The sequence below is a fragment of the Pseudomonas sp. TAA207 genome, from assembly GCF_001529285.1.
GTDB classification, from domain to species: Bacteria; Pseudomonadota; Gammaproteobacteria; order Pseudomonadales; family Pseudomonadaceae; genus Aquipseudomonas; species Aquipseudomonas weihenstephanensis.
This window is the reverse complement of the sequence record NZ_LLWJ01000046.1, coordinates 22657-42252: the sequence shown is the minus strand read 5'-3', so window position 1 is coordinate 42252 and position 19596 is coordinate 22657. Positions and strand designations below refer to the sequence as shown.

At 58.3% G+C, this 19596-nt stretch carries 17 protein-coding genes; 1 reads left to right on the top strand and 16 read right to left on the bottom strand.

All coding sequences use genetic code 11. The features are described from left to right. Positions 1 to 174: 174 nt before the first annotated feature. From AP059_RS02005 to leuC, 16 genes are all read right to left on the bottom strand, one after another. A complete protein-coding gene (locus tag AP059_RS02005) occupies positions 175 to 945 on the bottom strand; it encodes an SDR family oxidoreductase (RefSeq protein ID WP_177332341.1) in 771 nt (256 codons plus the stop codon). 5 nt (positions 946 to 950) lie between these two features. After that, positions 951 to 2162 (bottom strand): O-succinylhomoserine sulfhydrylase, encoded by a 1212-nt coding sequence (locus tag AP059_RS02000; RefSeq protein WP_059761639.1) that lies wholly within the window; start codon positions 2160 to 2162, stop codon positions 951 to 953. Between the two features lie 93 nt (positions 2163 to 2255). Further along, the gene (gene purF, locus AP059_RS01995) at positions 2256 to 3761 is read right to left on the bottom strand and encodes an amidophosphoribosyltransferase (protein ID WP_048365425.1); all 1506 of its coding nucleotides are present in this window, start codon (positions 3759 to 3761) and stop codon (positions 2256 to 2258) included. A 41-nt stretch (positions 3762 to 3802) separates the two neighbouring features. Next, on the bottom strand, positions 3803 to 4360 hold the full coding sequence (locus AP059_RS01990; protein ID WP_048365424.1) for a CvpA family protein: 558 nt from the start codon (positions 4358 to 4360) through the stop codon (positions 3803 to 3805). Positions 4361 to 4466: 106 nt separating this feature from the next. Further along, positions 4467 to 5099: an SPOR domain-containing protein gene (locus AP059_RS01985; protein WP_059761638.1), complete on the bottom strand. Its 633-nt coding sequence runs from the start codon at positions 5097 to 5099 to the stop codon at positions 4467 to 4469. After that, a complete protein-coding gene (gene folC / locus AP059_RS01980; protein ID WP_059761637.1) occupies positions 5083 to 6390 on the bottom strand; it encodes a bifunctional tetrahydrofolate synthase/dihydrofolate synthase in 1308 nt (435 codons plus the stop codon). The genes AP059_RS01985 and folC overlap by 17 nt, the downstream gene beginning before the upstream one ends. Continuing rightward, positions 6387 to 7307, bottom strand: a complete 921-nt coding sequence (gene accD, locus AP059_RS01975; protein WP_059761636.1) for an acetyl-CoA carboxylase, carboxyltransferase subunit beta — start codon at positions 7305 to 7307, stop codon at positions 6387 to 6389. Before accD ends, folC begins: the two co-directional genes overlap by 4 nt. Positions 7308 to 7577: 270 nt before the next feature. Further along, positions 7578 to 8201 (bottom strand): phosphoribosylanthranilate isomerase, encoded by a 624-nt coding sequence (locus tag AP059_RS01970; RefSeq protein WP_059761635.1) that lies wholly within the window; start codon positions 8199 to 8201, stop codon positions 7578 to 7580. Between the two features lie 65 nt (positions 8202 to 8266). Continuing rightward, entirely contained in the window at positions 8267 to 9091 is an 825-nt protein-coding gene (gene truA, locus AP059_RS01965; protein ID WP_059761641.1) for a tRNA pseudouridine(38-40) synthase TruA, read from the bottom strand. Positions 9092 to 9287: 196 nt separating this feature from the next. Next, the gene (locus AP059_RS01960; protein ID WP_059761634.1) at positions 9288 to 11927 is read right to left on the bottom strand and encodes a FimV/HubP family polar landmark protein; all 2640 of its coding nucleotides are present in this window, start codon (positions 11925 to 11927) and stop codon (positions 9288 to 9290) included. A gap of 186 nt (positions 11928 to 12113) precedes the next feature. Continuing rightward, positions 12114 to 13124: an aspartate-semialdehyde dehydrogenase gene (locus tag AP059_RS01955; RefSeq protein ID WP_059761633.1), complete on the bottom strand. Its 1011-nt coding sequence runs from the start codon at positions 13122 to 13124 to the stop codon at positions 12114 to 12116. 156 nt (positions 13125 to 13280) lie between these two features. Further along, a complete protein-coding gene (gene asd, locus AP059_RS01950) occupies positions 13281 to 14393 on the bottom strand; it encodes an aspartate-semialdehyde dehydrogenase (RefSeq protein ID WP_048365417.1) in 1113 nt (370 codons plus the stop codon). Between the two features lie 68 nt (positions 14394 to 14461). Then, complete coding sequence (gene leuB / locus AP059_RS01945; protein ID WP_059761632.1) at positions 14462 to 15544, bottom strand: 3-isopropylmalate dehydrogenase; 1083 nt, start codon at positions 15542 to 15544, stop codon at positions 14462 to 14464. Between the two features lie 57 nt (positions 15545 to 15601). Continuing rightward, a complete protein-coding gene (locus AP059_RS01940; protein WP_059761631.1) occupies positions 15602 to 16366 on the bottom strand; it encodes a class I SAM-dependent methyltransferase in 765 nt (254 codons plus the stop codon). Between the two features lie 101 nt (positions 16367 to 16467). Next, positions 16468 to 17112, bottom strand: coding sequence for a 3-isopropylmalate dehydratase small subunit (gene leuD, locus AP059_RS01935; protein ID WP_059761630.1), 645 nt, complete (start codon positions 17110 to 17112; stop codon positions 16468 to 16470). Positions 17113 to 17122: 10 nt separating this feature from the next. Continuing rightward, a complete protein-coding gene (gene leuC, locus AP059_RS01930) occupies positions 17123 to 18541 on the bottom strand; it encodes a 3-isopropylmalate dehydratase large subunit (protein WP_048399452.1) in 1419 nt (472 codons plus the stop codon). A gap of 130 nt (positions 18542 to 18671) precedes the next feature. Between leuC and AP059_RS01925 the strand changes: the two genes are divergently transcribed. Beyond that, positions 18672 to 19577 carry a LysR family transcriptional regulator gene (locus tag AP059_RS01925; protein ID WP_059761629.1) on the top strand — a complete coding sequence of 302 codons (906 nt, stop codon included), beginning with the start codon at positions 18672 to 18674 and terminating at the stop codon, positions 19575 to 19577. Positions 19578 to 19596: the final 19 nt, after the last annotated feature.

The following is a 19596-nucleotide window of genomic DNA, read 5'->3' as shown; positions in this document are numbered from 1 at the left end:
CGCCGACCCTCTGCTTGTAAGGCAGATGCTCTCCCAGCTGAGCTAATCACCCTTTGCTTCGTTGAGGCCGCGAAATTTACGCATCTATCGAAGCTAAGTCAAGGACAAGATTGAACTTTTTTTAAAAAAAGCTAAAACCGATAAACCTCGACTATTACCCACGACAGCTACGCCCTACGCTTCGTAGACCATTTTCTTGCTCATGCCGCCGTCAACCACAAATTCCTGCCCCGTCACAAAACCGGCATTGCGCGACAACAACCACGCCACCATCGACGCCACATCTTCAACAGTGCCGACACGCCCTGTCGGATGTTGGGTGTGGTCGGCGTCGGTGAGCGGCTGCGCACGACGCACCGAGGGGTCGCGAGCATCAATCCAGCCGGGGCTGACCGCATTGACCCGGATCTCCGGCCCAAGGCTGATGGCCAATGCGTGCGTCAACGCCAGCAGCCCGCCTTTACTCGCCACGTAAGCCTCGGTATCAGGCTCGGATTGGCGGGCGCGGGTTGAAGCCAGGTTGACGATGGCGCCGCAGTGCGCACGCAAGTAAGGCGCACAATGCTTGGCCAACAGCATCGGCCCGGTCAGGTTGACCGCCAACACCCGGTTCCAGTGCTCAAGGTCGAGACTTTCGAGGGTCATGTTGTGGGGATCGGCAATGGCAGCATTGCTCACCAGCGCATCCAGACGGCCAAACTGCCCAAGCACTTGAGCCACGCACTGGATAACGTCCGACTCAAGCGCCACATCCATCGCCACAAACCAGGCATTTTCGCCCAGCACCTTGGCCACTTTGGAGCCGCGCACACGGTCAATGTCAGTCAGCACCACTTGCCAGCCTTCACTCACCAGCCACGCGGCAATGCCCAGGCCAATACCGCGCGCCGCGCCGGTCACCAGCGCTACACGCCCGTTACCGGCCGCGTGCGCTTCTAGAATCATGTCGGTCACAGTGCGGCGAGACCTCGCGCCAGATCGGCTTGCAGGTCGGCGACGTCTTCCAGGCCAACTGCAATGCGGATCAAGCTGTCACGAATACCCGCTGCTTCACGCTCCTGCGGCGCCAGGCGACCATGGGAGGTGGTGGCCGGGTGGGTAATGGTGGTTTTGCTGTCGCCCAGGTTGGCGGTGATCGAAATCAGGCGTGTGGCGTCGATAAAGCGCCAGGCGCCCTCTTTGCCACCTTTGACTTCAAAACTGACCACGGCACCAAAACCACGCTGCTGACGCTGAGCCAGTGCGTGTTGCGGGTGACTCTTGAGGCCCGCGTAATGCACTTTTTCGATGCCGTCTTGCTGCTCAAGCCTTTCAGCCAGTGCCAACGCGCTGGCGCAATGAGCACGCATACGCAAGTTGAGGGTTTCCAGACCCTTGAGGAAAATCCACGCATTGAAGGGGCTCAAGGTCGGCCCGGCCGTGCGTAAAAAACCCACTACTTCCTTCATCTGCTCGCTGCGCCCTGCCACCACACCGCCCATGCAACGACCTTGGCCGTCGATGAATTTGGTCGCTGAATGCACCACGATGTCGGCGCCCAGCTTGAGCGGCTGTTGCAGTGCCGGCGTGCAGAAACAGTTATCTACTACCAGCATCGCGCCTTTGGCATGGGCCACTTCGGCCAGGGCCGCAATGTCGACCAGCTCGGCCAGCGGGTTGGAAGGCGATTCTACGAACAGCAATTTGGTATTGGGTTTGATGGCCGCGTCCCAGCCCGACAACTCGGCCAGCGGCACATAGTCGACCTGCACACCAAAGCGCTTGAAATACTTTTCGAACAGACTGATGGTCGAACCAAAGACGCTGCGCGAGACCAGAATGTGGTCACCGGCGCTGCACAGGCTCATCACTACCGACAAAATAGCGGCCATGCCCGTGGCCGTGGCCACTGCTTGCTCGCCACCTTCGAGTGCAGCAAGGCGCTCTTCAAAGGCGCGCACCGTCGGGTTGGTGTAACGCGAGTAAACGTTGCCTGCTGCCTCGCCCGAGAACCGTGCAGCCGCATCAGCAGCCGTACGGAACACGTAGCTGGAGGTCAGGAACATGGCGTCACCGTGTTCGCCCTCAGGTGTGCGGTGCTGACCCGCACGCACCGCCAAGGTGTCGAACGCTACGCCCTCAAGGTCGCTATCCAGCCGACCGGCATCCCAATCCTGACTCATACTGACCACTCCTTGCTGTAATGACTGCTGTGTATTGACGACTGCGTATCGCACAAATGCAAACCGGCCCATCAGGGCCGGTTCGGTGAAGCCTTAGTTGTTGTAGATGCCGATGGTGGCGCCCACACCTTGCGCTATCACCTTGGAGGCATCGTTGCGTGCACGCTCGATACGCTCCAGGTAGTTGTCATCGATGTCGCCGGTCACGTACTTGCCGTCAAACACCGCACAATCGAACTTCTCGATCTTGATTTTGCCGCCGCCGACCGCGTCGATCAGGTCTGGCAAGTCTTGATAAATCAGCCAGTCTGCGCCGATCAGGTCGGCAACGTCCTGGGTGCTGCGATTGTGTGCAATCAACTCGTGGGCGCTTGGCATGTCAATGCCGTACACGTTGGGGTAACGCACCGCCGGCGCCGCCGAGCAGAAGTAAACGTTCTTGGCACCCGCTTCGCGCGCCATCTGGATGATCTGCTTGCAGGTGGTGCCACGCACGATCGAATCGTCGACCAGCATCACGTTCTTGCCACGAAATTCCAGCTCGATGGCGTTGAGTTTCTGGCGCACGGATTTTTTGCGTGCAGCCTGGCCCGGCATGATGAAGGTACGGCCGATGTAACGGTTTTTGACAAAGCCTTCGCGGAACTTGACGCCCAAATGGTTCGCCAGCTCCAGTGCAGCGGTACGGCTGGTGTCTGGAATCGGGATGACCACGTCGATGTCGTGCTCTGGGCGTTCACGCAGGATTTTCTCGGCCAGCTTCTCACCCATGCGCAGGCGGGCCTTGTACACCGACACGCCGTCGATGATCGAGTCCGGGCGCGCCAGGTACACGTGTTCAAAGATACACGGCGTAAGTTGCGGGTTAGCCGCGCACTGACGGGTATGCAATTTGCCATCTTCGGTGATGTACACCGCTTCGCCCGGCGCGAGGTCGCGGATCAGGGTAAAGCCGAGCACGTCCAGGGACACGCTTTCGGAGGCGATCATGTACTCGACGCCTTCGTCGGTGTGACGCTGACCGAACACGATAGGACGGATGCCGTTAGGGTCACGGAAACCGACGATGCCATAACCGGTGATCATCGCAACCACGGCATAACCACCGCGGCAGCGATTGTGCACGTCGGTGACTGCCGCGAAGACGTCTTCTTCGGTGGGCTGCAACTTGCCGCGCTGGGCCAGTTCGTGTGCAAACACGTTGAGCAGCACTTCCGAATCGGAGTTGGTGTTGACGTGGCGCAAGTCAGATTCGTAGATCTCCTTGGCCAGTTGCTCAACGTTGGTCAGGTTACCGTTATGCGCCAGGGTGATGCCGTAAGGCGAGTTGACATAAAACGGTTGAGCTTCAGCTGAAGTCGAGCTGCCTGCGGTTGGATAGCGCACGTGACCAATGCCCACGTTGCCGACCAGACGCTGCATGTGACGCTGATGAAACACGTCACGTACCAGCCCGTTGTCCTTGCGCAGAAATAACCGGCCGTTATGGCTGGTTACAATACCGGCAGCATCCTGGCCGCGGTGCTGGAGGACGGTTAGCGCGTCATACAGCGCCTGATTGACGTTCGACTTACCGACGATACCGACGATGCCACACATGCGACGCAACCCCTACTTTATGGATCTGAACTGAACATCACTCACTTGGGCTGGATAGCCGGCAAGAGATGCTCCTTGAACGGAATATCAGCGGGTACGCTGATACCGCTGGCGAGCCACTGACTGCTCAATCCCAAAATGAGATTTTTTGACCAGTCGGCAACCAATAGAAATTGTGGCAAGAGCCGTGACTCTTGCCACCACGAGTCCTGCTGTACCGGCCCCAGGCTTAACAACCCGACTGCCACGACCACCAGCAACGCGCCACGCGCTGCGCCGAAGGCCATGCCAAGGAACCGGTCGGTCCCGGACAACCCGGTGACGCGAATCAGTTCGCCGATAAGAAAATTGATCATTGCGCCGACCAGCAAGGTGGCGACAAACATGATGGTGCACCCGACGATGACGCGGGCGGAAGGTGTTTCGATGTATCCGCTGAGATATTCCGACAGCGAACCTCCGAACATCCAGGCGACGACCCCGGCAATGATCCAGGTGCACAGCGACAACGCCTCTTTAACGAAGCCGCGCTTCAAACTGATCAGTGCGGAAATGGCAATCGTTGCAACGATTGCCCAGTCAACCCAAGTAAATGGCACAGTGCAGCCTACGGACAGATAAGGCGGCGCATTTTAGCAGAGCGCCGCCGCTCAGGTAAGGCGATTTAGCGGTGCATTCGCGATCCGATGAAACCTTTTTTCACGCTTAGCCACGTTCCGGCTGGAAGCGAACCACAAAACCTTTGAGGTTTTGCTGTTTACCCAGCAAATCACGCAAGCGATCGGCTTCTGCACGCTCAAGCAGCGGCCCCACAAACACCCGGTTCATTCCACCTGACGTGCGAACGTAAGCGTTATAACCTTGATTGCGAAGGGTTTTTTGCAGGTTATCAGCGCTCGCCCGATTGGACAGGCTGACCAATTGCACCGACCAACTGATAGGCAAGCCATTGGCATCGATGCGTTTTTGCGTGGTGTCCAGCTTGGCGGGGGCCTGAGCCACCGTCTGGGCCGGCGTGACCGCAGGCGCTTTTGGCGCCGGGGCCGGCGGTTTTGCGACTGCCGCAGCCACCGGGGCAGGCGTCGGAGCTGGCTGGGTTGCAACCACCTCCTCGACAGGCATCGGCTCTTGGGCAATCACTTGCGGCTGTGGCACAGCGACCGGTTCGACCTGAACCTGCGGCAGCACCGGCACTTGAGGCGCGGTTGGCGCATCGACCTGAATCTGGCGCTGCTCGTCCTGACGCGAAAACAGCATCGGCAAAAAGATCACCGCCAATGCCACCAGCACCAGCGCGCCCACCATGCGTTGCTTGTATGCCTTATCCAGCAAAGCCATGTGCTGCCTCCTGCGTCGCATGCCGCTCCAGCCACTCAAGGGCTTCGGCGACACAATAGAAAGAACCGAACAACAGAATTTCATCGGCCGGGGATGCCCGTTCGCATTGAGCTTGCAACGCAGCAATGACGCTGTCATGGGCGGTTACGGATGCACCGTGACGCTGTAACGCGGCCTGGACGTGCGTCACTGGCCGCGTGCGACTTGTATCAAGCGGTGCAACCGCCCAATGCTCGATCGGCGCGGTGAATTGCGACACTACGCCATCCAGGTCCTTGTCGGCCAGCAAACCAAACACCGCGAAGCGCTTGCCGGCGATGGGACGCTGAGCCAGACGTTGCACCAAATAGTGCGCTGCATGGGGGTTGTGACCCACATCCAGCAGCACATTCAAGGTTTTACCGTGCCAATTAAACTGGCGACAATCAAGCCGCCCGGTCACACGCGTGGCTTTGAGTGCCTGAACAATACGCTCCGGCTGCCAGGGCAAATCCATCAGCGCGTAGGCTTGCACGGCCAGCGCTGCGTTTTCCATCGGCAAATCCAGAAGCGGCAGATCACGCAACTCGACAACCCCGCCCTGCCCGTTCAGACCGCGCCAATGCCAGACCTGATCGGTTGTGGCCAGGTCGAAGTCACGACCGCGCACAAACAGCGGGCAACCCAGCTCATTGGCTTTGTCCAGTAATGTGTGCGGGGGATTGGGGTCACCACACAGCGCGGGCTTGCCCGGCCGAAATATGCCGGCCTTTTCAAACGCCACGGATTCGCGGGTGTTGCCCAGGTATTCGACATGGTCGACACCAATACTGGTGACCAGCGCCAGATCAGCATCCACCAGATTGACGGTATCCAGTCGCCCGCCTAGCCCGACTTCCAGCACCACGGCATCAAGCGCGGCACGCTCAAACAGCCACAAAGCGGCCAGCGTGCCCACCTCAAAGTAGGTCAGGGAAATCTCGCCACGGCCTGCCTCAACGGCCGCAAAGGCCTCGCACAGCAGCTCATCTGACGCTTCAACGCCGCAGATTTGCACGCGCTCGTTGTAGCGCAACAGGTGTGGGGAACTGTAAACCCCGACGTTAAGCCCTTGCGCCCGGAGCAATGAGGCCACAAACGCACAGGTCGAGCCTTTGCCGTTGGTGCCGGTCACCGTTACCACCCGAGGCGCAGGCTTGAGTAGCCCCATGCGGTTCGCTACCTCTCGCGAGCGCTCCAGGCCCATGTCGATGGCCGATGGATGCAACTGTTCAAGATAGGCGAGCCACTCGCCAAGGGTGCGCTGGGTCATAGATTAGCTGGAGCCGGAGGTACAACGATGGTTTCAACAGGCGGTGCCACGAACACAGGCGTTGGCAGGCCCATCATTTGTGCGAGCAAGTTGCCCAGGCGTGGGCGCAGTTCTTGACGCGAAACGATCAGGTCAATTGCGCCGTGCTCCAGCAGGAACTCGCTGCGCTGGAAGCCTTCTGGCAACTTTTCACGCACGGTTTGCTCAATCACACGCGGACCGGCAAAACCGATCAGCGCTTTAGGCTCGGCAACAATCACATCACCCAACATCGCCAGACTGGCCGAAACACCCCCGTAAACCGGGTCAGTGAGCACCGAGATAAACGGAATGCCTTCTTCGCGCAGACGCGCCAATACCGCCGAGGTCTTGGCCATTTGCATCAGGGAGATCAACGCTTCTTGCATGCGCGCACCGCCGGAGGCGGCGAAGCAAATCATCGGGCAACGGTTTTCCAGTGCGTAGTTGACCGCACGGACAAAACGCTCGCCCACAATGGCGCCCATCGAGCCGCCCATAAACGAAAACTCGAACGCCGAGACCACAACCGGCATGCCCAACAGCGTGCCGCTCATGGAAATCAGTGCGTCTTTCTCGCCCGTTTGTTTCTGCGCGCCGACCAAGCGGTCCTTGTACTTTTTGCTGTCGCGAAATTTCAGGCGGTCAACCGGCTCCAGGTCAGCACCCAGCTCAGTACGGCCTTCGGCATCCAGGAAGATATCAATGCGCGCACGTGCGCCAATGCGCATGTGGTGATTGCATTTAGGGCAAACGTCCAGGGTTTTTTCCAGCTCTGGGCGATAAAGCACTGCATCGCAGGACGGGCATTTGTGCCACAGGCCTTCAGGTACCGAACTCTTTTTGACCTCGGAACGCATGATCGAAGGAATCAGCTTGTCTACCAACCAGTTGCTCATGCTTTTTTTCTCCAGTACCGGCGACCCGAACGCTGGGTTCAGGCCCCGTGTATGCCCTTGAGCTAATTCATTAGGTGTGTGGCGATGGTTGCAAACCCCTGCGGTCAGCACTCGGCAAACCAGCATCGACCTTGCAACCCTCAGCCTTCCCGACAACACACTACAGAGCGGCTGCCACTTTAATTTCTGCCCGTCGAACCACCGGGCCCGTCTGCTTTACAGCAGCGGTAATGATGGACGGTGGCAGACAGCCAGCCGTCACATCGCGCATCAGGCTGTTGCGCGAACAGCCTGCATGAAGGCACGAATCTTGTCGTGATCCTTGATGCCTTTACTGATTTCTACGCCGCCGCTGACATCCACGGCATACGGGCGCACCTGGGCAATGGCTTGAGCCACATTGCCTGGCATCAGGCCGCCCGCCAGAATAATCGGTTTGCTCAGCCCTTGAGGTATCAAAGACCAGTCAAAGACCTCACCGGTTCCCCCCGGCACACCTTCGACGTATGCATCCAGCAAAATACCGCTGGCACTTTGATAAACCCGGCACGCCTGCGCGATGTCATCACCCGCTTTCACCCGCAGCGCCTTGATGTAAGGCCGATGGAAGCCCTCGCATTGCTCAGGGGTTTCGTCACCGTGAAATTGCAGTAAATCCAGCGGTACTGCATCCAGGGTTTCGTTCAGTTCGCACGCGCTCGCATTGACGAACAAGCCGACGGTCGTCACGAACGGCGGCAAGGCCGCAATGATCGCCCGTGCCTGCGTGACACTGACAGCACGCGGGCTTTTGGCATAAAACACAAAACCTATCGCGTCAGCCCCGGCGGCAACGGCTGCCAGCGCATCGTCTATGCGGGTAATACCGCAGATCTTGCTTCGAACGACTGACATATCGAGTTCACCCCCAGGGCTTTGTGCGCGAAAGTGCCGGATGGTAACAAATGGTTTTGCAGGCGTCAGCCGTCCAGTTCGCTAAAACCGGTCAGGAAATGCGGACCAATGTAACGTTGAGGCAGTGCGAACTCATCGTGGTATTCAACCTGGACCAGATACAGGCCGTAAGGATGCGCCGTCACACCGCCTGAACGACGCTCACGACTTTCCAGCACCTCCTTTATCCACTCGACCGGGCGCTCACCACAGCCAATGGTCATCAGCACCCCGGCGATGTTGCGCACCATGTGATGCAAAAAAGCACTGGCACGAATATCCAGCACAATCATCTGCCCGTGCCGGGTCACTCGCAGGTGATGCATGTGCTTGATCGGTGATTTGGCCTGGCATTGACCCGCCCGGAAAGCGCTGAAGTCATGCACGCCCAGCAAATATTGAGCAGCCTGCGCCATACGCTCGACATCCAGCGGACGATGATTCCAGGTCACTTCCTGGTTCAAGTGCGCCGGGCGTATTTGATCGTTGTAGATGACATAGCGATAACGCCGGGCAACCGCCTTGAACCGCGCATGAAAATGCGCAGGCATGACCTGAGCCCAGCTCACACTGATGTCATGGGGCAAATTGATATTGGCCCCCATGACCCAGGCTTTCAGCGAGCGCTCAGCCTGAGTATCAAAATGCACCACCTGCCCGCACGCATGTACACCTGCATCGGTGCGGCCTGCGCACAACAATGACACGGGGGATGCGGCGACTTTGGACAGTGCGTTTTCCAGGGTTTCCTGCACCGTCAGCACACCATTGGCCTGACGCTGCCAGCCGCTGTAACGCGAGCCTTTGTACTCCACCCCCAACGCGATGCGGGAAAAACCTTCAGCCGCCATTTCAGCGGCGGCGTTATCTAAATTTGCCAAGGACTTACAGCCTGCTCATGAACGCAAAGGCGGGCATTATAAGGCGCACCCGCCAAGACGCCATGAAACAAATGCAGCCCAACGACGATTGTGAGTGCCGCGATCATTGCCCCCAAACAACAACGGCAGCCCTCAAGGCTGCCGTCATGTGTTGCGGGCTTTCATTTCAACGAAGGTTAGCCAGTATTTCCTTGGCTTCATTGCGTTGAACTTCAGTGCCTTCCTCCAATACCTCGCTCAGAATATCCCGTGCCCCGTCTACATCACCCATATCGACATAGGCTTGCGCCAGATCGAGCTTGGTAGCGGCCTCATCGGCACCGGAGAGGAAGTCGAATTCAGGCTCTTCACCTTGCTCTACGGCATCATCTGCCTCGAATTTGGCTTTATTGACCAGCGGGTCGGCAAGCGGTGGATGCTCAAGACTTTGTGACAAGCGCTCCAGCTCGGCATTCACTTCGTCCAGTTCGACAGAAAAACTGTCGGGAGCAGCCGGAACGTCTTCATCGGCCAGCGACAGGTCAAAGTCGGCAGGCATCTCCAGATCATCGAGACCCTCGACATCGAACAAGGGCGATTCAACGTCAGACAAGCCTTTAAGTTCGTCCTCCAGCCCCAAAAGGTCATCGTCGGCCAGTGTTGGTGCGACCTGCTCATCGGCCGACACGTCCAAATCAAAGCCCGACAGGTCTTCGCTTGACGCTTGAGCCTCGGCTTGCTGCGCCATCACAGCTTCAAAACTCAGCGCGTCATCAACCGCAACGGGTGTGGCCTCCAGGCTCGACTCCGGTGCCAGGTCCGCAGGCGAAGCTGTTTCGAGATCATCCAGGCTCAAGTCGAAATCATGTTCGAACTCATCAGCAGCCAACGGTGCTTCTGGCGCAGGCTCGACCTTGGGTTCGCTAACCGGCTCATCCTCCAGCATGTCTTTGACAAACTGCGCCTCAAGTTCAGCGGCAACGGCTGCCGAGGCAATACCGCCAGCCGCTACCGCGACCATGGCCGGATAACGGCTTTTGAGCTGCTCAACTTCAGCGTGGTTCTTGCCATTGGCAACCAATTGGCGCTCTTGCGCGATAAACGCATCACGCTCGCCCAACTCGCCATGCACCTGCATCAGCTTGAGGCGTAAATCACTGCGTTGCGGCGCTTGTTCAAGCGCGGACTTGAGCAGTTCTTCAGCTTCTTGGAATTGGCGGCGGGTGATCAAATGCTCAGCTTCAACCAATACATCGGTGTCCGGTTTGGCTTGGGTCGCAGCGGCGGCGACTGCTGCCGCAGCCACGGCCGCAGCAGCAACCACCGGCGCCACAGACTCAACGACCGGTGCAGGTGCAGGTGCAGGTGCAGGTGCAGGTGCAGGTGCAGGTGCAGGTGCAGGTTCGAGTTTGACGCTGGGTGGCGCAACCTCAAGCCCTTCGAAGCTGCTTTCGGGCATTTCCAGGTCCGCTGCAAACTCTGACTCTTCTTCAAGAGCACGAGCCATGCGCAGATGTTTTTCAGCCGCTTGCTGCGCTTTACGGCGACGCGCCAGCAGCAACATAAGCATTAACAACAGCAAGACCGCGCCACCGCCAATCAAACCCAGCAACAGCGGGCTGCTCAGCAGGTCCTGGATGCTGCGCTCCTCGGTGCTTGCATCCTCCTCAACCGGTGCAGGGGGGACGGCTGTGGCTGGCGTGCCTTCGGTGGCCGGTTCGATATCGGCTTCTGGCGAATCAGGCGCCTGAGCGACCAACTGCGCAGGCGCAGCCGCCACGGCCTCAGTGCCCGGCGCATTGCCCGCTTGCAGCTTGGCCAACTGGTCGTTTTTCAATTCGATCAGGCGTTGCAGCTTGTCCAGCTGGCTTTGCAAGTCCTGCATGCGGCTTTTAAGCTCGGCATTTTCACGACGACTGGCATCCAGACCCTCTTGAGTCGTCGCCAGTTTATCGCTCAGATTCTGTGCGTCGCCGGCAGCGCCTTTACCCGCTGCTTTAGCCGCTTGCGCAGAGACCAGGCTCAGGTTATCGCCAGCAGCGGCCTTTGCAGGCGCGAGCGGTGCTGCTTTACGCCCCGTCGCATCGACTTGCTGCGCTTGCGGAGCAGTACGGCGACCGTTGCGCCAGTCAGCATTCTGCGCGGCCACCTGCGCCATTGCCTTGGCGTGGGGCAACTGAGTACTTTGCGCCGCATCGGGCAAACGCAACACTTGGCCGGTTTTCAAGCGGTTGATGTTGCCATTGATGAAGGCGTCAGGGTTGAGCGCTTGAATCGCCAGCATGGTTTGCTGGACGGAGCCGCCGTTACGCGACTTGGCAGCGATTTCCCATAAGGTGTCACGCGCCGAGGTGGTGTATTGCGTTGACGCACCAGCCGCTGCGGGCTTTGCAGACGCCGAAGCGGCAGCTGCGGTCTGTGGCGAGAACTTGGCCGGATCAAGCAAGACGCTGTAGTCGCGCAGCAAACGGCCGTTGGGCCACATCACTTGCACCAGAAACTTGACGAAGGGTTCGGACAACGGCTGGGTGGACGTCACGCGCAGTACGCTTTTGCCCTCAGGGTTGATCACGGAGGTAAAGCGCAGGTCATTGAGGAATGCGGGACGCTGAACGCCTGCCTTGGTGAACTCTTCAGGCGGCGCCAGGCTTGGCACCACCTCTGCCGCTGTTAAATCCTTGATATCCAGCAATTCTATTTCGGCAAGCAGTGGCTGGTTCTGAGTCGACTTCAGCGTCAGTTCCCCGAGCCCAAGCGCCTGTGCCATACCGGATGACAGCGCCGAAGCGGCGGCTATTGCTAACACTAATTTGCGAACTTGAACCATAGCCTCTTCCTTATTGGTACAGAACTCGTCCTGCGAGATCTGTGTAGCTGCTGCCTTAAGACGATGCCCGCACTGCTCAGGCGCCCGACAATCACCCCATTACGCTTTACGAGCCCTGACAGCAGCTGAACTGCAACGATTGGCCGTCTGGCTAGAATCATTCTGCAAATTGACGCCAAGTATCTTTTACAGTGGGGCTTTTATCAACAACTCGGCCACTTGCACGGCGTTCAATGCAGCGCCTTTACGTACGTTATCTGACGTTAACCACAGATTAAGTTCAGAAGTATCGTCCACGCCGTGGCGAACACGACCTACATACACTACATCCTGGCCCACTGCATCACCCACCGCAGTAGGATAGTCGCCCGCCTCGACCAACTCGATACTATCGGCCGCTTCAAGCAATGCATTAACGGCATCCAGGTCTACCGGCCCGGCCAGTTGCACCGAGACACTAAAGCTGTCGCCAAAAAACACCGGCGCTTGAACGCACGTCACCGCCACTTTGAGGGCAGGCAGGCCGAGCACTTCACGCAACTCACTGACCAGGCGTTTTTCTAGCGGCACATGGCCCTGAGCGTCGGGCTTGCCGACTTGAGCCAGCAAGTTGAAGGCCATTTGACGGTCAAAAAACGTCGACTCCAGCGGCCGTAGATTGAGCAATTCTGCCGTTTGACGCGCCAGTTCTGATACCGCTTCGCGACCTTGGGCCGAAACAGCCAGGCACGCTGTCACGTTCACCCGCTGAATATCGAGCACGCCGCGCAAAGGCGCCAATACCACCGCCAATGCGGTGGCCGAGGCACTTGGGCTGCTGACTTGCACCGGCTTGGCCAACCCCTTGAGAACGTGCGAGTTGGCTTCGGGCACGACCTGCGGCGCCTGCACGGCGGGCAATGCACCGGACAAGTCGATGATGGTGCAACCCGCGGCTCTGGCCTTGGCCGCATAACTGAGCGTCACGGCGGGACCGGCTGCAAAAAACACCAACTGCACGGTACTGAAATCAAACGCGTCGACTTCACGCACTCGCACGTTTTTACCGCGGTAAGGCACCGAGCTTCCGGCCGATTCGATACTGGCCAGCAAATGCAATGCTGTAATCGGAAAATCACGTTCTTCGAGAATTTGAACAAGGGTTTCGCCGACAGTGCCGGTGGCGCCAACGACGGCGATATCAAAGGACTGGTTCATGTAGCTACCTCAGGCGAAACATTGGGAGCGGCACTTTACCGGGCACAACCCCGGTAGGCAACGCACGGTACGCCGCTCAATGGTTACATAAACTTTACGCCCACTAAAAAGCCCGCGACTCTTGCGAGACGCGGGCTTGACAGCGAGCAGCGCGAATTAACGCTCCAGCAAGATCCGCAGCATGCGACGCAACGGTTCAGCTGCGCCCCACAGCAGTTGGTCACCGACCGTGAAAGCACCAAGGAATTGCGAGCCCATGTTCAGCTTGCGCAAACGCCCCACCGGTACATTCAGGGTGCCCGTGACTTTAGTCGGGCTCAGTTCCTGCATGCTGATTTCGCGTTGATTGGGCACCAGCTTGACCCAAGGGTTGTGCTGGCTGATCAAGCCTTCAATGTCGGCAATCGGCACATCTTTGTTCAGCTTGATGGTCAACGCCTGGCTGTGGCAGCGCATGGCGCCGATGCGCACGCAAATGCCATCGACAGGAATCGGGTTTTTGAAGCGACCCAAAATCTTGTTGGTTTCAGCTTGCGCTTTCCACTCTTCACGGCTCTGGCCATTAGGCAGCTCTTTGTCGATCCAGGGGATCAAGCTGCCAGCCAGTGGCACACCAAAGTTCTCGGTCGGGTACGCATCGCTGCGCATGGCGGCTGCAACCTTGCGGTCGATGTCCAAAATGGCGCTGGCCGGGTTAGCCAGTTCATCTGCCACTGCGGCGTGGGTTGCGCCCATTTGCTTGATCAGCTCACGCATGTTCTGCGCACCGGCACCGGAGGCTGCCTGGTAGGTCATGGCGCTCATCCATTCAACCAGACCGGCTTCAAACAGGCCGCCCAGGCCCATCAGCATCAAGCTGACGGTGCAGTTACCGCCCACGTAGTTTTTAGTGCCCGCATCCAACTGCTGGTCGATCACCTTGCGGTTGACCGGATCCAGAATAATCACCGCGTCATCCTGCATGCGCAGGCTCGACGCTGCGTCGATCCAGTAACCTTGCCAGCCTGCCTCACGCAGCTTGGGGAACACCTCAGTGGTGTAGTCGCCGCCCTGGCAGGTCAGGATCACATCGAGGGTTTTCAACTCTTCAATGTTGTAAGCATCCTTCAGCGGGGCAATATCTTTGCCCACGGACGGACCTTGTCCACCGACATTGGAAGTGGTGAAAAACACCGGCTCAATAAGATCGAAATCCTGCTCTTCCAGCATCCGCTGCATGAGCACGGAACCGACCATACCGCGCCAACCGACCAGACCTACACGTTTCATCGCAACTACACCTTTAACAAAAAGTGGGGTCGTTACTTCCACCAACAGGAAGTAACGGGCCCGAGAGATTACAGATTCTGTAGCGCGGCGACTACTGCATCGCCCATTTCCTGTGTACCGACCCGGGTGCAACCCGTCGACCAGATGTCACCGGTGCGCAAGCCCTGATCCAAAACCCGGCTCACCGCCTGCTCGATGGCGTCTGCTGCCGTGTGCTGATTGAAGCTGTAACGCAGCATCATCGAGACCGACAAAATGGTCGCCAGCGGGTTGGCAATGCCCTGCCCCGCGATGTCCGGCGCCGAGCCATGGCACGGCTCGTACATGCCTTTGTTGTTGGCGTCCAGCGAAGCCGATGGCAGCATGCCGATGGAACCGGTCAACATAGACGCTTCATCAGACAGGATGTCGCCGAACAGGTTGTCGGTCACGATCACGTCAAATTGCTTGGGCGCGCGCACCAACTGCATCGCGGCATTGTCAACGTACATGTGGCTCAGTTCAACGTCCGGGTAGTCTTTGGCCACCTGTTCGACGATTTCACGCCACAACTGGCTGGAGGCCAGCACGTTGGCCTTGTCGACCGAACACAGTTTTTTACCGCGCACACGCGCCATGTCAAAACCGACGCGGGCGATACGGCGGATTTCGCTTTCGCTGTACGGCAGCGTGTCATACGCCTGACGCTCGCCGTTTTCCAGCTCACGGGTGCCACGTGGTGCGCCGAAGTAGATGCCGCCGGTCAACTCACGGACGATCAGAATATCCAGACCCGCAACGATCTCGGGCTTGAGGCTGGAAGCATCAGCCAACTGCGGATAAAGGATCGCCGGACGCAGGTTGCCGAACAGGCCCAATTGAGCGCGGATCTTCAACAAGCCGCGTTCAGGACGGATGTCACGTTCGATGGTGTCCCATTTAGGCCCACCCACCGCGCCGAGCAACACGGCGTCAGCCACACGCGCACGCGCCAAAGTTTCATCCGCCAGCGGCACGCCATGTTTGTCGATAGCGGCGCCGCCGATCAGGTCATGGGTCAGTTCAAAGTCGAGCTGGAACTTGTCGTTGGCTACCTCCAGCACCTTGACCGCCTGAGCCATGATTTCTGGGCCAATACCGTCACCTGGGAGAATCAGAATCTGCTTGCTCATGGGTTCCTCTTTTTTGTCTGTTGGTGCCCCCGCAGGCGCACCTTGAAATAGGTAGGGTTACTTCTCAGCCCACAGCACCAGCACGTCAGTGCTGAACGACCCATCGGCTTCAATTTCAAAATATTCGCGCACTTCACTGCCCATCGACTGCTGCAACGCCCGTATCGCCACGCTCATGGCGACCGGGGTGCGCATACGTGCAATCCAGGACCCGAACTCTAAACGCAAACGCTGACGCAGCGTACTGCGGGTGTGTAAACCGGCTTCGCTGGCCTGACGCAGCCATTCGCCTGCCGAGTAATCACGCACATGGCTGGTGTCGCGCAGCACCTCGACACTCTGCAAGTAGGTGTCGAACAACGGGCTGCCCGGCGAGACCACGTCAATAAAGGCCGCTACCCCGCCCGGTTTGAGCACCCGTCGCACTTCGCGCAAGGCCTGGCCCAGATCACTCCAGTGATGCGCCGAATAGCGGCTGAACACGTAATCGAATTCACCGTCGGCAAAGGGCAAGCGTTCGGCAGCACCACACACGGTGCTGATGTTGTTAAGGCCACGCTCTGAAGCCGCCGCCTGCACCACATCGAGCATTTGCTGCGACAGGTCGTAGGCCACGACGTCTTTCACCAGTGCCGCGACGTGAAAACTGACATGCCCCGCGCCACACCCCAGGTCCAGCACGCGCACCCCGGACTTGCCTGCCAACTCAGCTTGCAGCAGCCCGAACTCGGCCCCTTGCGCATGCACGGCGCTGCTCAGATAGGCCGCCGCCTGTTCACCGAACTGTTTTTGTACAACCTGACTGTGCTGGGCGTTGGTCATGCTGATGTCCTTTAGGTCACGGGCTCATCGTTAGGGCTGGCGTGGACTGCAATGTGTTGAACGTTTAAAAACATCACAGCCTGCGCCAGCACCTGCAGAGGTTAGGCGTCACGAAACAACCACGGCTGACTGGCTCGGTGCTTGCTTTCGAACGCCGCAATCGCGTCATCGTCCTGCAAGGTCAAACCGATGTCATCCAGGCCGTTGAGCAAGCAGTGTTTGCGAAACGCATCAATCTCGAAGCTCAAGACCTTGCCATCCGGGCGGGTCACAGTTTGGGCTTGCAGGTCGATATTGAGCTGATAACCCGGCGTCGCCTCAACTTGCGCAAACAGCTCGTCGACCTCGACGTCACTCAAGATGATCGGCAACAAACCGTTTTTAAAGCTGTTATTGAAGAAGATGTCGGCATAACTCGGCGCGATGATGCTGCGAAAGCCATATTCTTCCAGCGCCCACGGCGCGTGCTCACGACTGGAGCCACACCCGAAGTTCTCGCGGGCCAGCAACACGCTTGCCCCTTGATAACGCTCGGCGTTGAGCACGAAGTCTTTATTCAATGGGCGCTTGGAGTTGTCCTGATACGGCTGCCCCACGTCCAGATAACGCCATTCGTCGAACAGGTTAGGACCAAAACCGGTGCGCTTGATGGACTTCAAGAACTGCTTGGGAATGATCTGGTCGGTGTCAACGTTGGCTCGATCCAAAGGGGCAACAAGACCGGTGTGCTGGGTAAAAGCTTTCATGCTGCGCTCCTTAAATCAATTCGCGGACGTCGATGAAACGACCGTTGACAGCGGCGGCGGCGGCCATCGCCGGGCTGACCAAGTGGGTGCGTCCCCCGGCGCCCTGACGGCCTTCGAAGTTGCGGTTGGAAGTGGATGCACAATGCTCACCCGACTCCAGACGGTCCGGGTTCATGGCCAAACACATCGAGCAACCCGGCTCACGCCATTCAAAACCGGCTTCAAGGAAGATTTTGTCCAGCCCTTCGGCCTCGGCCTGAGCCTTCACCAAACCGGAGCCCGGAACCACAATCGCCTGCTTGATGGTCGAAGCCACTTTACGACCTTTGGCAATCACCGCGGCCGCACGCAAATCTTCGATGCGCGAGTTGGTGCATGAGCCAATAAACACGCGGTCCAACTGGATGTCGGTGATCGCCTGATTGGCGCTCAAGCCCATGTACTTCAAGGCACGCTCAATTGAGCCACGCTTGACCAAGTCAGCTTCCTGCGCGGGGTCCGGCACGTTCTGATCCACCGCCAAGACCATTTCCGGGGACGTGCCCCAGCTCACTTGTGGCTTGATCTGCGTCGCATCCAACTCGATGACGCTGTCAAAGCGTGCATCTGCATCCGAGACCAGGTCTTTCCATGCTTCTACCGCCAATGCCCACTCGGCGCCTTGCGGTGCAAACGGACGGCCCTTTACGTAGTCAACGGTCTTCTGATCCGCAGCCACCAGACCGACGCGCGCGCCTGCTTCGATGGACATGTTGCAGATGGTCATGCGCCCTTCTACCGACAAGTCGCGAATTGCGCTGCCCGCAAACTCAATCGCATGACCATTGCCACCGGCCGTGCCGATTTTGCCGATCACCGCGAGGACAATGTCCTTGGCGGTGACGCCAAATGGCAACTGGCCTTCTACCAACACCTGCATGTTCTTCATTTTTTTTGCAACAAGGCACTGGGTGGCCAGCACGTGTTCGACTTCGGAGGTCCCGATGCCGTGGGCCAATGCACCAAAGGCGCCGTGAGTCGAGGTGTGCGAGTCGCCGCAGACCACGGTCATGCCTGGCAATGTGGCGCCTTGCTCGGGGCCGATAACGTGCACGATGCCCTGACGCACGTCATTCATCTTGAATTCGGTGATGCCGTATTCGTCACAGTTGTCATCAAGGGTTTGCACTTGCAAACGTGAAACCTGGTCAGCAATCGCTTCGATCCCGCCTTTGCGCTCTGGCGTGGTCGGTACGTTGTGATCCGGGGTCGCGATGTTGGCATCGATGCGCCAAGGCTTGCGCCCTGCCAGACGCAGCCCTTCAAAGGCTTGCGGCGAAGTCACTTCATGGATGATGTGACGGTCGATATAGATCAGCGCCGAACCATCGTCGCGCTGCTTGACCAAATGCGAATCCCAGAGCTTGTCGTAGAGCGTTTTGCCGGCCATCACACGGTTCCTCATCAGCTACTTTCTGTGCCAATAACCACTTGGCTTGTGAGGTCGATGCTAGGGCGTTACAGTTAATAACTCAAATTCATAATTTTCATAGTTTGGATAACCAAAAGGAATTCGAAACATGGACCTCGCCAATCTCAATGCTTTTATTGCGATTGCTGAAACCGGCAGCTTCTCGGGCGCCGCCGAACGGCTGTTTTTGACCCAGCCTGCAATCAGCAAACGCATCGCCAGCATTGAGCAACAGCTCAAGCTCAGGCTGTTTGACCGCCTGGGCCGCGAGGTGAGCTTGACCGAGGCAGGCCGCGCCTTACTGCCGCGTGCTTATCAGATTCTCAACGTGCTGGACGACACCCGTCGCGCCCTCAACAACCTCAATGGAGAAGTCAGCGGTCGCCTGACCCTGGCCACCAGCCACCATATTGGCCTGCATCGTTTGCCGCCGTTACTGCGCGAATTTACCCGCACCTACCCCAAGGTCGCGCTGGATATTCAGTTTCTCGATTCAGAAGTGGCCTACGAAGAAATCCTGCACGGGCGAGCCGAACTGGCAGTCATCACCTTGGCGCCCGAGCCGCACTCCTTGATCCGCGCTGTACCGGTGTGGGATGACCCGCTGGATTTCGTCGTCGCGCCCGAACACTCGCTGACCCATAAAGGCCCGATCAGCCTGGCGGACATCGCCCATCACCCGGCAGTTTTCCCCGGCGGCAACACGTTTACACACCACATCGTGCAGCGTTTGTTTGAAGCCCAAGGGCTGACACCCAATATCGCCATGAGCACCAACTACCTTGAAACCATCAAAATGATGGTGTCCATTGGCCTGGCCTGGAGCGTATTGCCGCGCACCATGCTCGATGAACAAGTGGCATCCATCACCTTGCCGGGCATACAACTGACACGCCAGCTAGGCTATATCGTTCATACAGAACGAACTTTGTCGAATGCCGCACATGCCTTCATGACACTGCTGGATGGTCAGGTGGACACGCGGCACACTGCGCAACCCGACAACCAGCCCTAAAGTTTTTCAGTTCAAGGAT